This window comes from Arthrobacter sp. TJ-263, from assembly GCF_058269155.1.
In genome coordinates, this window is record NZ_JBZCNE010000002.1 from 392377 (window position 1) to 406273 (window position 13897).

Annotated in this window: 12 protein-coding genes; 4 read left to right on the forward strand and 8 right to left on the reverse strand. The window is 69.1% G+C overall.

Annotation, left to right across the window (positions count from 1 at the left end):
* Positions 1–116 precede the first annotated feature (116 nt).
* The 8 genes from AC4D2F_RS12315 to AC4D2F_RS12350 form a co-directional block, all read right to left on the reverse strand.
* Positions 117–1403: a thymidine phosphorylase gene (locus AC4D2F_RS12315; RefSeq protein ID WP_490910798.1), complete on the reverse strand. Its 1287-nt coding sequence runs from the start codon at positions 1401–1403 to the stop codon at positions 117–119.
* Positions 1404–1499: 96 nt separating this feature from the next.
* Entirely contained in the window at positions 1500–1907 is a 408-nt protein-coding gene (locus AC4D2F_RS12320; RefSeq protein WP_104168459.1) for a cytidine deaminase, read from the reverse strand.
* An 11-nt stretch (positions 1908–1918) separates the two neighbouring features.
* Positions 1919–3214, reverse strand: a complete 1296-nt coding sequence (locus AC4D2F_RS12325) for an ABC transporter permease (RefSeq protein ID WP_490910799.1) — start codon at positions 3212–3214, stop codon at positions 1919–1921.
* Positions 3211–4608, reverse strand: a complete 1398-nt coding sequence (locus AC4D2F_RS12330) for an ABC transporter permease (protein WP_490910800.1) — start codon at positions 4606–4608, stop codon at positions 3211–3213. The genes AC4D2F_RS12325 and AC4D2F_RS12330 overlap by 4 nt, the downstream gene beginning before the upstream one ends.
* A complete protein-coding gene (locus AC4D2F_RS12335; protein ID WP_490910801.1) occupies positions 4605–6149 on the reverse strand; it encodes an ABC transporter ATP-binding protein in 1545 nt (514 codons plus the stop codon). Before AC4D2F_RS12335 ends, AC4D2F_RS12330 begins: the two co-directional genes overlap by 4 nt.
* 172 nt (positions 6150–6321) lie before the next feature.
* Positions 6322–7431: a BMP family lipoprotein gene (locus AC4D2F_RS12340; protein ID WP_490910802.1), complete on the reverse strand. Its 1110-nt coding sequence runs from the start codon at positions 7429–7431 to the stop codon at positions 6322–6324.
* Between the two features lie 249 nt (positions 7432–7680).
* Positions 7681–8886: an amidohydrolase gene (locus AC4D2F_RS12345; protein ID WP_490910803.1), complete on the reverse strand. Its 1206-nt coding sequence runs from the start codon at positions 8884–8886 to the stop codon at positions 7681–7683.
* Between the two features lie 78 nt (positions 8887–8964).
* Positions 8965–10119, reverse strand: coding sequence for a mannose-1-phosphate guanylyltransferase (locus AC4D2F_RS12350; RefSeq protein WP_104168465.1), 1155 nt, complete (start codon positions 10117–10119; stop codon positions 8965–8967).
* A 255-nt stretch (positions 10120–10374) separates the two neighbouring features.
* Between AC4D2F_RS12350 and sdhC the strand changes: the two genes are divergently transcribed.
* The 4 genes from sdhC (at position 10375) to AC4D2F_RS12370 (ending at position 13889) form a co-directional block, all read left to right on the forward strand.
* Positions 10375–10758: a succinate dehydrogenase, cytochrome b556 subunit gene (gene sdhC, locus AC4D2F_RS12355; RefSeq protein ID WP_052274151.1), complete on the forward strand. Its 384-nt coding sequence runs from the start codon at positions 10375–10377 to the stop codon at positions 10756–10758.
* Positions 10759–10764: 6 nt separating this feature from the next.
* Positions 10765–11232, forward strand: a complete 468-nt coding sequence (locus AC4D2F_RS12360; protein ID WP_490910804.1) for a succinate dehydrogenase hydrophobic membrane anchor subunit — start codon at positions 10765–10767, stop codon at positions 11230–11232.
* Positions 11233–11322: 90 nt separating this feature from the next.
* A complete protein-coding gene (gene sdhA, locus AC4D2F_RS12365; protein ID WP_490910805.1) occupies positions 11323–13101 on the forward strand; it encodes a succinate dehydrogenase flavoprotein subunit in 1779 nt (592 codons plus the stop codon).
* The gene (locus AC4D2F_RS12370; protein ID WP_490910806.1) at positions 13101–13889 is read left to right on the forward strand and encodes a succinate dehydrogenase iron-sulfur subunit; all 789 of its coding nucleotides are present in this window, start codon (positions 13101–13103) and stop codon (positions 13887–13889) included. The genes sdhA and AC4D2F_RS12370 overlap by 1 nt, the downstream gene beginning before the upstream one ends.
* The last annotated feature ends 8 nt before the right edge of the window (positions 13890–13897 follow it).

A 13897-nucleotide genomic window follows, 5' to 3' on the forward strand; every position in this document is an offset into this window, starting at 1 on the left:
GGGCCGGGTCGTCGGCCTTCCGGGCGACCTGCGCAGGGGCCGGTCTCACCCCGAGGGATGAGACCGGCCGCGCAAGCCCCTAGGGGTTCACCCTGCCGGGCGCCCGCGTGGGAGGACTAGGCGATGCGGTCGATGATGAGCCGCTGCGCCTGGCGCGATCCCTCGGGCGCGATCACGACGGCGTCCGCCAGCGCCTCGCGTGCACGCTCGAACCTCTCGGGGGTGTCGGTGAGCAGCGTCATCAGCGGCTCCCCCGCGCGCACCGTGGCCCCGGGCTTCGCGTGCATCCGCACGCCGGCGCCCGCCTGCACCCGGTCCTCCTTGCGGGCACGGCCGGCACCGAGGCGCCACGCGGCGACACCCACCGCGAGCGCGTCCAGGCCCACGAGGACGCCGTCCGCCGGGGCGAGGACGATCTCGGACTCCTTCGCGACCGGCAGGGCCGCGCGCGGGTCGCCGCCCTGCGCCTCGATCATCCTGTTCCACACGTCCATGGCGCGACCGTCCTTCAGGGCGGCCGCGGGATCGGCGTCGTGCACGCCGGCACAGGCGAGCATCTCCTCGGCGAGGCGGACGGTGAGTTCGACGACGTCGGACGGGCCCCCGCCCGCGAGGACCTCGACGGACTCCTCGACCTCGATCGCGTTGCCGGCGGTGAGCCCGAGCGGGGTGCTCATGTCGGTGAGGAGCGCGACGGTGTTCACGCCGGCGTCCTTGCCGAGCGCCACCATGGTCTCGGCCAGCTCACGGGCACGGGCCTCGTCCTTCATGAACGCGCCGCTGCCCACCTTGACGTCGAGGACGAGCGAGCCGGTGCCCTCCGCGATCTTCTTGCTCATGATCGAGGACGCGATGAGGGGGATGGCCTCGACGGTGCCGGTGACGTCGCGGAGCGCGTACAGCTTCTTGTCGGCGGGCGCCAGGCCCGTGCCGGCCGCGCAGATGACCGCGCCCACCTCGGCGAGCTGGCGCAGCATGTCCTCGTTGCTGAGGTGCGCCTGCCAGCCGGGGATGGATTCGAGCTTGTCCAGGGTCCCGCCGGTGTGGCCGAGGCCCCGGCCGGAGAGCTGCGGCACCGCGACGCCGAACACGGCGACCAGGGGGGCCAGCGGCAGGGTGATCTTGTCCCCCACCCCGCCGGTGGAGTGCTTGTCGCTCGTGGGGCGGCCGAGCGAGGAGAAGTCCATCCGCTCGCCCGAGGCGATCATCGCGGCCGTCCAGCGGGAGATCTCGGCGCGGTCCATGCCGTTGAGGAGGATGGCCATGTTGAGGGCGGCCATCTGCTCGTCGGCGATGGCGCCGCGCGTGTAGGCGTCGATGGTCCAGTCGATCTGCTCGGGAGAGAGGATGCCGTGGTCGCGCTTGATGCGGATGATGTCGACGGCGTCGAAGGCTTCGGTCATGGGGGATCCTCGGATCTGTTCGGCGGGGTGGGTGTGGACGACGGGAAGGGTGGCGCGGGGCGCGGCCGGTCGGGCCGCGCCCCGTGGGCCGGGTGCTCAGGCGAGGTGCTGGGGTCCGAAGGCGTCCGGCAGGACCTCGTCCATGGTGCGGATGCCGCTGACGGTCAGGAGGACCATGTCCGGGGCCCGGAACTCGTACAGCAGCTGGCGGCATCGCCCGCACGGCATGAGGGTGTTGCCCTCGCCGTCCACGCAGCTGAAGGCCCGGATGCGCCCGCCGCCGCTCATGGCCAGCGCACTGACGAGCGCGCATTCGGCACACAGCGTCAGCCCGTAGGACGCGTTCTCCACGTTGCAGCCGGAGACGATCCGGCCGTCGTCGAGGAGTGCCGCCGCTCCGACGGGGAACTTCGAATAGGGGACGTAGGCGTTCCTCATCGCCTCCGTCGCGGCGGCGGTGAGGGTGTCCCAGGGGATCCCGGCCGGGGTGGTGGTCTCGGTCATGAGGGGTGCTCCTAGCCCTTGATGTACGGGATGCCGCTGGCTCCCGGCGCCCTCGAGCGGCCCACGAGGCCCGCGACGGCGAAGACCGTCACCACGTAGGGCAGCATGCGCAGGAACTGGTCCGGCACCGGGGTGCCGAGCAGGCTGAGCACGTTGGACAGGTTCGTGGCGAAGCCGAACAGCAGGGCCGCGAAGAACGCGCCGATCGGATTCCACCGGCCGAAGATCATGGCCGCCAACGCGATGTAGCCCGCGCCCGCCGTCATGTCGCGCCCGAAGCCCGAGACGGCGACGAGCGTGAAGAAGGACCCGCCGATGCCCGCGACGACACCGGCCAGGAGCACGTTCGTGAAGCGCACCCGGTTGACGTTGACGCCCAAGGTGTCGGCGGCCTTCGGGTGCTCCCCGACCGCGCGGGTCCGCAGGCCCCAGCGGGAATGGAAGAGCTCCACGTAGATGACGGCGACCGCCACGTACATCAGGTAGCCGACGATGGTCTGCTCGAAGAGGATCGGCCCGATCACGGGGAGGTCCGAGAGCAGCGGGATCTCGATGATGGGCAGGCGCGGCGGCGAGTTCCACCGCTCCGGGTCCTCGGTGAGGACGGCGGAGAACAGGAAGCCGGTGAGCCCCGAGACCAGCACGTTGAGCACGACGCCGACGATCACCTGGTTGACGACGTAGCGGATGCTGAAGACGGCGAGGACGAGCGACACGAGGACGCCGGCGACGGCCGCGGCGAAGAGGCCGACGAACGCGTTGCCGGACAGCGACCCGGCGACGGCCGCGGCGAAGGCGCCGAACAGCAGCTGCCCCTCGATGGCGATGTTGACGACGCCGGAGCGCTCGCACAGGATGCCCGAGAGCGAACCGAAGATCAGCGGGACCGCGAGGGTCACCGACCCGGCAAGGAGCCCGTAGAGGGCCACGTTCGGGGTGCGGGCACTGCCCACCACCCAGGTCAGGAAGGCGATGAGGAACAGGACGGCGAACACGGCCGGCACCCAGGTGGGCACCTTCCGGCCGGAGCGCGTCCGCAGGAACGCGATGACCGCGAGGGCGATCATCCCGAGGGCGGCGATCCAGCCGACGACGGGCGCCGACACCACGAGCGGGGGCAGGACGATCGCGTCGCCGTCCTCCGAGAGGCGGAACGTGACGTCGTTGGCCGGGGCCCCGATCGCGAAGACCAGGAGGGAGAAGAGCGCGACGACGGCGAGGATGATCGGGGTCTTCCAGCTGCGCACGCGGGCGTCGCCGCCGTCGCGGGCGCCGTGCGCGGGCGCTTCGGTGGTTGCTGTGCTCATGCTGCTGCTCCGGTCGAGGCTGGCGTACGGGTCGTGGAGCCGCCCTTGCCGGCACGGGAGGCGCCGGGTGCGGGGAGGCGGAACAGCGCGCGGACGAGCGGAGGCGCTGCGATGAAGAGGACGATGAGCGACTGCACCACGAGGACGATGTCGATGCTGGTGCCGGTCGACGCCTGCATGGTCACCCCGCCGGCGCGGAACGCGCCGAACAGGATGCCCGCCGCGAAGGTGCCCCACGGTGTGGAACGCCCGAGCAGGGCGACGGTGATCGCGTCGAAGCCGAAGCTCGCAGCGACCCCCGAGGTCAGCACCTTCTCGGTGCCGGACACCTGTGCCACGCCCGCGAGTCCCGCGAGGGCACCGGCGATGGCCATCGCCAGGATGTAGCCCTTGCTGACGTTGATGCCGGCGGTGCGGGCCGCGCTCGAGTTGGCGCCGATGGCGCGCAGCTCGAAGCCGACCGTCGAGCGGTTGAGCAGCCATGCCACGAAGAACGTCGCCAGCACGGCGACGACGAAGCCCCAGTGCAGGCGGAACCCCGCGCCGAGCAGCGGCGGGTAGAGCGCCGTCGCGTCGAGCTGGGGGCTGATGGGGTTCGTGGACCCCGGCCGCTGGAAGGCCGGTGTGCTCAGGAAGTAGAGGACCAGGTTGACGGCGATGTAGTTGAACATGATGGTCAGGATGACCTCGTGGGCGCCCGTGCGTGCCTTGAGGAGCCCGACGATCCCGGCCCAGATCGCACCGCCGACCATGCCGGCGAGGATCACCAGGAGCAGGTGGATGCCGGCCGGGAGGTGGAGCGTGAAGCCGACCCAGCCCGCGAAGGTCGCACCGATGAGGATCTGCCCCTGCGCGCCGATGTTGAACAGGCCCGCGCGGAACGCGAGCGCCACACCCAGGCCGGCGCAGATGAGCGGCGTGGCGACCGTCAGCGTCTGCGTCAGCGGGTAGATCATCCGGGCGAAGGTCTCCCCCTGGAAGTTGAACACCGAGCCCTGGAAGAGGGCGATGTACGCGCTCGACGCCGCCGTCCAGGCCGCCGCCAGGGTGTCCTGCGGCCGGCTGAAGAAGTACGACGACGCCCGTGCCACGTCCTCGTCGGTGACGGCGATGAGCAGGCCGCCGAGGACCAGCGAGAGGACCACGGAGAGGAAGGCGACGAGCGCGTTCCCGGTCATGATGCGCTGCAGGAGCGTCGACTCGGGCGAGGTTCCGCCGCCGAGACCGGTCGCGGTGGGGGGCACCGCGGGAGGGGGCAGTTCCCCTCCCGCCGTCTCCGCCGCGTTCTCGCGCCGCACCTCGTCCTGGCGCGCGGCCTCCTTCGCTTCCCGACGGCTCAGCGGAGCGTCGCCGTCGGTCGCCGGGCTGGCCGGCCTGTCGTCCTGCGGGCTCACAGGTTTCCTCCTTGAACGTCGTGTACCTGGGCCAGTGCTTCGTCGCCGGCCATCCCGGCCATCATCAGGCCGAGGACATCGCGCGACGCCGTGCCGGGCACGATGCCCATGAGGCGCCCGCGGTACAGCACGGCGATCCGGTCGGCGAGTTCCAGGACCTCGTCGAGCTCGGTGGAGACGATGATGACGGGTGTGCCGCCGTCGCGCTCCGCGACGATGCGCCGGTGCAGGAACTCGATGGATCCGACGTCGACGCCGCGGGTGGGCTGCGAGGCGATGAACAGTTCGAGCGGCCGGGAGAACTCGCGGGCCATGACGACCTTCTGCTGGTTCCCGCCGGACAGCGTCCCCGCCGCCGCGGACGCGGACTGCGTCCGGATGTCGTACTCCGCGATCTTCTCCTCGGCGTTCTTCTCGATGACCGCGGGTGACATGGACAGGCCCCGGGCGAAGGGGTCGTCGTCGTAGCGGTTGAGGACGAGGTTCTCGGCGACCGAGAACGTGCCGACGAGCCCGTCCACGCTGCGGTCCTCGGGGACGAACCCGACGCCGGCGCGGATGACGTCCTTGACGCTGCGGCCCAGGAGCTCCTCGCCGCCGAGCGTGATCGAGCCCGTGACGTGGTCCTGGAGCCCCATGATGGCTTCCGTGAGTTCGGTCTGCCCGTTGCCCTGGACGCCCGCGATGGCGAGGATCTCCCCCTGCGCCACCTCGAAGCTGAGGCCGTCCACGACGCGCTGGCCGTTGGCGGCCTGGACCGTGAGGTCGCGGACCCTGAAGGTCACCTCGCCGGGGGTCGCGGGCTTCTTGTCGAGCGTGAGGCTGACCGAGCGCCCCACCATGAGGGACGCGAGCTCGGTGGTCGACGCGTCCGGGTCCGCGGTGCCGACCACCTTGCCGCGGCGGATGACGGTGATGACGTCGGAGACGGCCTTGACCTCGCGGAGCTTGTGCGAGATGAAGACGATCGACTTCCCGTCGGCCTTGAGCTGGCCCATGATGCCGAGCAGCTCGTCGGTCTCCTTGGGTGTCAGCACGGCGGTGGGCTCGTCCAGGATCAGCACCTCGGCGTCGCGCACGAGGGCCTTGATGATCTCGACGCGCTGCTGCACGCCGACGGGCAGGTCCTCGACCACGGCGTCGGGATCGACGTCGAACCCGTACTGGTCGGAGATCTGCCGGATACGCGTGCGCGTCTTCTGCAGGTCGAGCATGCCGCCCGCCTTCGTCGCCTCGTTGCCGAGGGCCACGTTTTCCGCCACGGTGAACACCGGCACGAGCATGAAGTGCTGGTGCACCATGCCGATCCCGGCGGCCATGGCGTCCCCGGGTCCCTTGAAGGTCACCGGCTTGTCGTCGACGAGGATCTCGCCCTCCGTCGGGTCGTACAGCCCGTACAGCACGTTCATGAGCGTCGACTTCCCGGCCCCGTTCTCACCGAGCAGGCTGTGTACCTGTCCCGGTTCGACGACGAGATCGATGGAGTCGTTGGCGACGAGCGATCCGAATCGCTTCGTGATGCCGATCAGTTCGAGTTTCACAACTCATCCAACCTGTTCTGTTCTTGTCGTGTCCTGACTCGTCGCTGGATCGAGCGGAAGCCACGTGAAGGATACCGGGCGGCGCATCGGTGCACCGACCGGCCTCGAATGCAAACCGCCCTCCTCCCGGGGTGACCCCGCGGGAGGAGGGCGGTCCTGGTGCGCTGCCGTGCTACTTCGGGCTGGCCGCCGATTCGACCGTGATCTCGCCCGAGACGATCTGGTCCTTCAGGCCGTCGAGCGTCGCCTGCAGATCGGCGGGGACGTTGGCCTCCTGGTCGTGGAACGGCGCCAGTGCCACGCCGCCGTTCTCGAGGGTGCCCACGTACGGGGTGTTGTCGAAGTTGCCCTCGACGTCGGTGCTGATGACGTCCTCGACGGCATCGCCCATGAGCTTCATGACCGAGGTCAGGATGAACTCCTCGCCCTTGCCCGCGGTCTCGTAGCCGTCGGAGTCGACCCAGATGGCCTTGACGTCCTTGCCGCCCGCATTGGCCTCGATGACGGCGTCGAGCGTACCCGAACCGACCGGACCGGCGACGGGCATGATGATGTCGGCGCCCTCGTTGATGAAGTTCTGGGTGTTGGTCTTGCCTGCTGCCTGGTCCTCGAAGTTACCCACGAAGGTACCGTTCTGGCTCTCCTTATCCCAGCCCAGGAGCTGGACGTCGCCGCCGGTCTCCTCGTTGAAGTAGGTGACGCCGTCGGCGAAGCCGTCCATGAAGATGGTCACGGTCGGGATGTTGACGCCGCCGAAGGTGGCCACCTTGCCGGTCTCGCTCGTTGCGGCCGCCGCGTAACCGGCCAGGAACGCCGCCTGCGCCGTGTCGTAGATGATCGGCTTGACGTTCGGCAGGTCGATGGAGTTGTCGTCGACGATCGCGAAGTGCGCCTCGGTGTTCTGCTCGGCGGCGGCCTTCGTGGTGTCGGCGAGCAGGAAGCCCACGGTGACGGTGAGGTCACAGCCGCCCTGGACCATGCTGTCCACGTTGGGCCCGAAGTCGGTCTCGGCCTGCGACTCGGCCTGGTTGATCTCGATGCCGAGGTCCGCTTCGGCCTTCTTCAGGCCCTCGTAGCTGGACTGGTTGAACGAGCGGTCGTCGAATCCACCCGAGTCGGAGACGATGCAGCCGAGGTAGTCGGAATTCGCTTCGGCGCTCGAGCCGCCTGACGCCTCTTCGGCCGGCGGTGCCCCGCAACCGGAGAGGACGAGGGCCGATACGCCGAGAACGGCCGCGGACAGGCCGGTGCCGCGCGAAATTTTGCGCAGTGAGTTCTTCAAAATGCCTCCAGGAGAGATATGCGCCACGGGAAGGAATGCCAGCGAGTGTCCATCCCGGACACGATTGGTCCGAGGCTCTGTTGTCACTGGAAGACCGTGGCGCCGCGACACCGTCGGTGCAGCACGTATGCGAACATCCTAAGGGCCAAGTGACGGGGAACACTACACGGGCACACCGAGGGCGCCGATCGTTCGGGTTTCGTTATGCACAGGTTGCTGAGCACCTGTCCGGCGGTGCCGGACGCCCGGCTAGGCGTCGGCGCCGAGGACGGCCCGGAGGGCTGCGGCGGTCATGACGCGGATGCCGTAGCCGATGGCCCTCTCGTCCGGCCGGTAGTCGCCGCGGTGCAGGTCGTAGGTCTCCCCGCCGGGCGTGCGGGTCCCCAGCCGCATCATGGCGCCGGGCACCTCCTGGGTCATCCAGGCGAAGTCCTCGCCTCCCATGGACTGCGGCGTCAGGACGACGGCGCCCGGGCCGAGTTCGGCGCGGGCGGCGGCCTCGAGCAGGCCGGTCTCCGCCTCCTGGTTCACCACGGGGGGCACACCGCGGGTGTGCTCCAGCTTCACGGTCACGCCGAACGGCGCCGCGACCTCGCGGACGGCGCGGTCGAGCAGCTCGCCGGCGGACTTCCACGCATCGGCGTCGAGGCAGCGCAGCGTGCCCGACATGTAGCCGTGCGCCGGGATCGCGTTGGGGGCCGACCCGGCGTGGATCTGTCCCCACACGAGGGAGACGGCGCTGCGCACGTCGATCCGGCGGGAGAGCACGGCCGGGACGTTCACGGCGATGGACGCCAGCGCGAACACGAGGTCCTCGGTCAGGTGCGGGCGCGAGGTGTGGCCGCCGCGACCGCTGAGCTCGACGCGGATGGTGTCCGACGCCGATGTGATGGCGCCGATGCGCGTGCCGACCAGGCCGACGTCGATCCGCGGGTCGCAGTGCAGGGCGAGGATCCGCGGCAGGCCGGTGAGCACGCCCTGGTCGATGACGTCCAGGGCGCCGCCGGGCATCATCTCCTCGGCGGGCTGGAAGATGATCCGCACCGTGCCGGGCAGGGGCTGCTCGCGGTCCAGGTCGGCGAGGACGAGGGCGACGCCGAGCATCACCGTCGTGTGGATGTCGTGGCCGCAGGCGTGCGTCACGCCGGTCGAGGCCGACGCGTAGGCGAGGCCCGTCTCCTCGACGATCGGCAGGGCGTCGATGTCCGCCCTCAGACCGAGGCGGAGCGGACCCTGGCCCACGTCCACGAAGACGCCGGTGCCCAGCAGCCGCTGCGGGACGAGACCCGCCTGCCGGAGCCGTGCGACGAGCAGGTCCGAGGTGCGGTGCTCCTTGAAGGACAGCTCGGGATGCCGATGGATGTCACGCCGGATGCCGGTCAGCTCGTCGAGCAGCGTGTCGAGGGATGCACCGACCCGTGAGGCAGGGGGGCTCTGGGCGCTGAACGTTTCCACGCCCTCAGCCTACCGACCGGCGGCCCGCGGGCGGCACTTCATTGCTCCCGCGCCTCCGCCGTCCGATTCCTTGCCCTCCTAGAGCACGTCGGTGTCGCCGCTGGCGCGGAGCCTCTCGACGGCCTTCTTGACCTCCTGGGCGTGTTCCTTGGTAGTGACGAGCAGGGCGTCGGGGGTGTCCACGATGACGACGTCGTCGATCCCGATGAGCGCGATCACCCGCTTGGTGTCCGAGACGACGATGCCCGAGGCGTTCTCGGAGAAGACGCGCGCACCCTCCCCCATCACCGTGAGCTCGCTGTTCTCCTCGGCCGGGTTCAGCCGTCCGATGGCCGCGAAGTCGCCGACGTCGTCCCAGCTGAACTCGCCGGGGATCATGGCGACGTCGCCCGCGGCCGCGGCGGGCTCCGCCACGGCGTAGTCGATGGCGATCTTCGGCAGCGTCGGCCAGACGCGGCGGGCCACCTCGACCCGGCGGGGGGTGTCCCAGGCCTCCGCGATCTCGGCGAGGCCGGCGTAGAGCTCGGGCTCGTTGGCGGACAGGTGCTTGAGCATGAGGTCCACCGGGGCCACGAACATGCCGGCGTTCCAGGAGTAGTTGCCGCTCTCGATGTAGCCGTCGGCGACCTCCTGCGAGGGCTTCTCCACGAATTCGATGACGGCGTGCGCGCTCGGCGCCCCGTCCACGGCGAGGGGCTCGCCGGCCCTGATGTACCCGAAGCCGGTCGACGCGTGGGTCGGCTTGATGCCGATGGTGACGATGAAGCCGCGGGCGGCCGTCTGGATGGCCTCACGGACCGCGTCCTGGAAGACGTCGACCGGCGCGATCACCTGGTCGGCTGCGAACGACCCCATGATGATGCGCGGGTCCCTCCGGTGCAGGATCGCGGCGGCGAGCCCGATCGCGGCCCCGGAATCCTTCGGCTCCGACTCGAGGACGAGATTCAGGTCCTCGATCTCCGGGAGCTGCGCGAGCACCGCGCGTCGGTGGACGATGCCGGTGACGACCATGATCCGCCCGTCGCAGAGGGGGCGGAGGCGGTCGTAGGTGGCACGGATCAGGGTGCTGCCGGAACCGGTGAGGTCGTGCAGGAACTTGGGCGCGGCCGCCCGTGAGAGCGGCCACAGCCGCGTGCCGGTGCCTCCCGCGGGGATCACGCCGTGGAAGCGCGCGAGCGCATCGTCTACGAGCTCGGTATCTGGGGTGTGGGCAGCCGCCCTCTCGGTACTCATCCGTTCCACGGTAACCGACGCATGCCGGGGCGGACTCCCTCCCGCCGGGGCCACCCCCCCCCCCCCCGGTCGGTGTGGGCTCGGTGCCGGCCTCGGTGTCGACCCCGGTGTTAACAAGGTCACAGGTGAGGGGCCCCTAAATTGAACGGGGAGTGTCACCGGCCTAGATTATTCTTATCTGAAGAGTGCTGTCGCACCGGCGTAATCCCTGCGTATATCGCGCTAACGCCCTCGCGATGCAGGGAGGTCAATTCAATGCCGAAGACACTGTCACCAACGGGCACCCTCTACCGTGGCCGGGAAGGCCAATGGTCCTGGGTGGCCCACCGCATCACCGGGGTCGTGATTTTCTTCTTCCTCCTCGTCCATGTCCTGGACACCTCGCTCGTGCGGGTCTCCCCGGAGGCGTACGACGCCGTCATCGCCTCCTACAAGAACCCGATCATGGGTCTCGGAGAGCTCGGCCTCGTGGCCGCGATCGTCTTCCACGCCTTCAACGGCATCCGCGTCATCCTCGTGGACTTCTGGAAGAAGGGCCCCAAGTACCACCGCCAGATGCTCTGGAGCGTCGTCGGCCTCTGGGCGGTCGTCATGATCGCCTTCTCGATCCGCCATCTCTCGCACGTCTTCGGAGGTTAGGACCCCATGGCTACGCCAACCATTGAAACCCCCCGCTCCGGCCGGGTGTCCCCGGGCTACTCCCGCACCCCCGGCTCGCGCGGCAACTTCGAGATGATCGCCTGGCTGTTCATGCGCATCTCGGGGGCCATCCTGGTGGTGCTGATCTTCGTGCACCTCTACGTGAACCTCGTCGCGGGTGACGGCATCACCGGCATCGACTTCGGGTTCGTCGCCGGGAAGTGGGCGAGCCCCATCTGGCAGATCTGGGACCTGACCATGCTGTGGCTGGCCATGCTGCACGGCACCAACGGCATCCGGGTGATCATCAACGACTACGCGGAGAAGAACAGCACGCGCATGTGGCTGAAGGGCGTCCTGTACACGTCGACCGTCGTGATCGTGGTCCTCGGCACGCTCGTGATCTTCACCTTCGATCCCTGCCCCGTCATCGACGGGGTGGCCCACGTCGCGGACTACTGCCCCGCCCCGTAACACCTGCCGCAGGCCGGCAACTCCCGCATGACGGGCCCTCCGGGCCGCACTCATGCAGCCTCAACGGTTTCAACAGAAAGAGCGACCAGCATGCAGGTCCACAAGTACGACGTCGTCATCGTCGGCGCGGGCGGCGCAGGAATGCGCGCGGCCATCGAATCGGGCCAGCGCGCCCGCACCGCCGTCCTGACGAAGCTCTACCCCACCCGCTCGCACACCGGAGCCGCGCAGGGCGGCATGTGTGCTGCACTCGCCAACGTCGAAGAGGACAACTGGGAGTGGCACACCTTCGACACCGTCAAGGGCGGCGACTACCTCGTCGACCAGGACGCCGCCGAGGTCATGGCGAAGGAAGCCATCGAGGCCGTCCTGGACCTCGAGAAGATGGGCCTGCCGTTCAACCGGACGCCCGAAGGACGCATCGACCAGAGGCGCTTCGGCGGCCACACGCGCGACCACGGCAAGGCGCCCGTCCGGCGCTCCTGCTACGCCGCCGACCGCACCGGGCACATGATCCTCCAGACGCTCTACCAGAACTGCGTCAAGCACAACGTCGAGTTCTACAACGAGTACTACGTCCTGGACCTCCTGATGGTGGACCAGGAAGTCACGGTGGACGGCGTGACGCGCATCGAGAAGCGCGTCGCGGGCGTCGTGTCCTACGATCTCGCCTCGGGAGAGCTGCACATCTTCCAGGCGAAGTCCGTCGTCTTCGCCTCGGGGGGCGTGGGCAAGGTCTACAAGACCACCTCGAACGCCCACACCCTGACCGGTGACGGCATGGGCATCGCGTTCCGCCGCGGCATCCCCCTCGAGGACATGGAGTTCTTCCAGTTCCACCCGACCGGCCTCGCAGGCCTGGGCATCCTCCTCTCGGAGGCCGCCCGCGGTGAGGGTGCCATCCTCCGCAACTCGGAGGGCGAGCGCTTCATGGAGCGCTACGCGCCGACCATCAAGGACCTCGCACCGCGCGACATCGTCGCGCGGTCGATGGCGAACGAGGTCCGCGAGGGTCGCGGCGCCGGACCGAACAAGGACTACGTCCTCCTCGACCTGACGCACCTGGAGCCCGCGCACATCGACGCGAAGCTCCCCGACATCACCGAGTTCGCCCGCACCTACCTCGGCGTGGAGCCCTACACGGAGCCGGTGCCGGTCTTCCCGACGGCGCACTACGCCATGGGCGGCATCCCGACCAACGTCAAGGCCGAGGTCCTCGCGGACAACGACACCGTGGTGCCCGGCCTGTACGCCGCCGGCGAGGTCGCCTGCGTCTCCGTCCACGGTTCGAACCGACTCGGCACCAACTCGCTGCTCGACATCAACGTGTTCGGCAAGCGGGCGGGCCTGGCCGCCGCCGAGTACGCCCTCACCGCCGACTTCGTCGACATCCCGGAGAACCCCACGGCCGAGACCGAGGAACTCCTGAACCGGGCGCGCAGCTCCGAGGGCGGGGAGCGCGTCGCGCTGATCCGCAAGGAGCTGCAGGACGTCATGGACGCCAACGTCCAGGTGTTCCGCACCGAGCAGACCCTCCTCGAGGCCTTGCGCGTGATCGATACACTGGAGGAGCGGTACACGCGCATCACCGTGCAGGACAAGGGGAAGCGTTTCAACCTGGACCTGCTGGAAGCCGTGGAGCTCGGGTTCCTCCTGGACATGGCGAAGGTCATGACCGCCGCGGCCCTGCACCGCAAGGAGTCCCGCGGCGGCCACTTCCGGGAGGACTACCCGGAGCGCGACGACGAGAACTTCATGACCCATTCCATGGCCTACAAGGATCCCGGCGCCATCGAGACCAGTGGTGTCCGCCTTGAGACCAAACCGGTGATCTTCACCCGATACCAGCCCATGGAGCGTAAGTACTGATGAGTACCGAAACGATCGAGAAGGAGCCGGCCTCCAAGGTCGAGCTCGCACCCGGTGTCGGCGGCGGAGGAGAGATCCCCACGTTCGACGTCACCCTGAAGGTGCGCCGCTACAATCCCGAGGTGTCCGACGAGGCGCACTGGGACGAGTGGCAGCTCACCATGTACGGCACCGACCGTGTGCTGGACGCCCTGCACAAGGTCAAGTGGGAGCACGACGGCTCCGTGTCCTTCCGCCGCTCGTGCGCCCACGGCGTGTGCGGCTCGGACGCGATGCGCATCAACGGCCGCAACCGGCTCGCCTGCAAGACGCTGCTGAAGGACCTCGACACGTCCAAGCCCATCCTCGTGGAACCCATCAAGGGGCTCCCCGTGGAGAAGGACCTGATCGTGGACATGGAACCGTTCTTCCAGTCCTACCGGGAGATCATGCCGTTCCTGGTGAGCAAGGGCCACGAGCCCAGCAAGGAACGCCTGCAGTCCGCCGAGGAGCGCGAGCGCTACGACGACACCACCAAGTGCATCCTGTGTGCCGCGTGCACGTCGTCGTGCCCCGTGTTTTGGACCGACGGCCAGTACTTCGGGCCGGCCGCGATCATCAACGCCCACCGGTTCATCTTCGACTCGCGGGACGACGCCGGGGACATGCGCCTGGAGATCCTCAACGACAAGGAGGGCGTCTGGCGCTGCCGGACCACCTTCAACTGCTCCGAGGCGTGCCCCCGCGGCATCCAGGTGACGAAGGCCATCTCCGAGGTCAAGCAGGCGATCCTCACCCGCAAGATCTGATCCGGTAC

Coding starts and splice junctions, on each gene's coding strand:
- AC4D2F_RS12315 (WP_490910798.1), bottom strand. CDS start 1,403: ATGACCGAAGCCTTCGACGCCGTCGACATCATCCGCATCAAGCGCGAC.
- AC4D2F_RS12320 (WP_104168459.1), bottom strand. CDS start 1,907: ATGACCGAGACCACCACCCCGGCCGGGATCCCCTGGGACACCCTCACC.
- AC4D2F_RS12325 (WP_490910799.1), bottom strand. CDS start 3,214: ATGAGCACAGCAACCACCGAAGCGCCCGCGCACGGCGCCCGCGACGGC.
- AC4D2F_RS12350 (WP_104168465.1), bottom strand. CDS start 10,119: ATGAGTACCGAGAGGGCGGCTGCCCACACCCCAGATACCGAGCTCGTA.
- sdhC (WP_052274151.1), top strand. CDS start 10,375: ATGCCGAAGACACTGTCACCAACGGGCACCCTCTACCGTGGCCGGGAA.
- AC4D2F_RS12360 (WP_490910804.1), top strand. CDS start 10,765: ATGGCTACGCCAACCATTGAAACCCCCCGCTCCGGCCGGGTGTCCCCG.
- sdhA (WP_490910805.1), top strand. CDS start 11,323: ATGCAGGTCCACAAGTACGACGTCGTCATCGTCGGCGCGGGCGGCGCA.
- AC4D2F_RS12370 (WP_490910806.1), top strand. CDS start 13,101: ATGAGTACCGAAACGATCGAGAAGGAGCCGGCCTCCAAGGTCGAGCTC.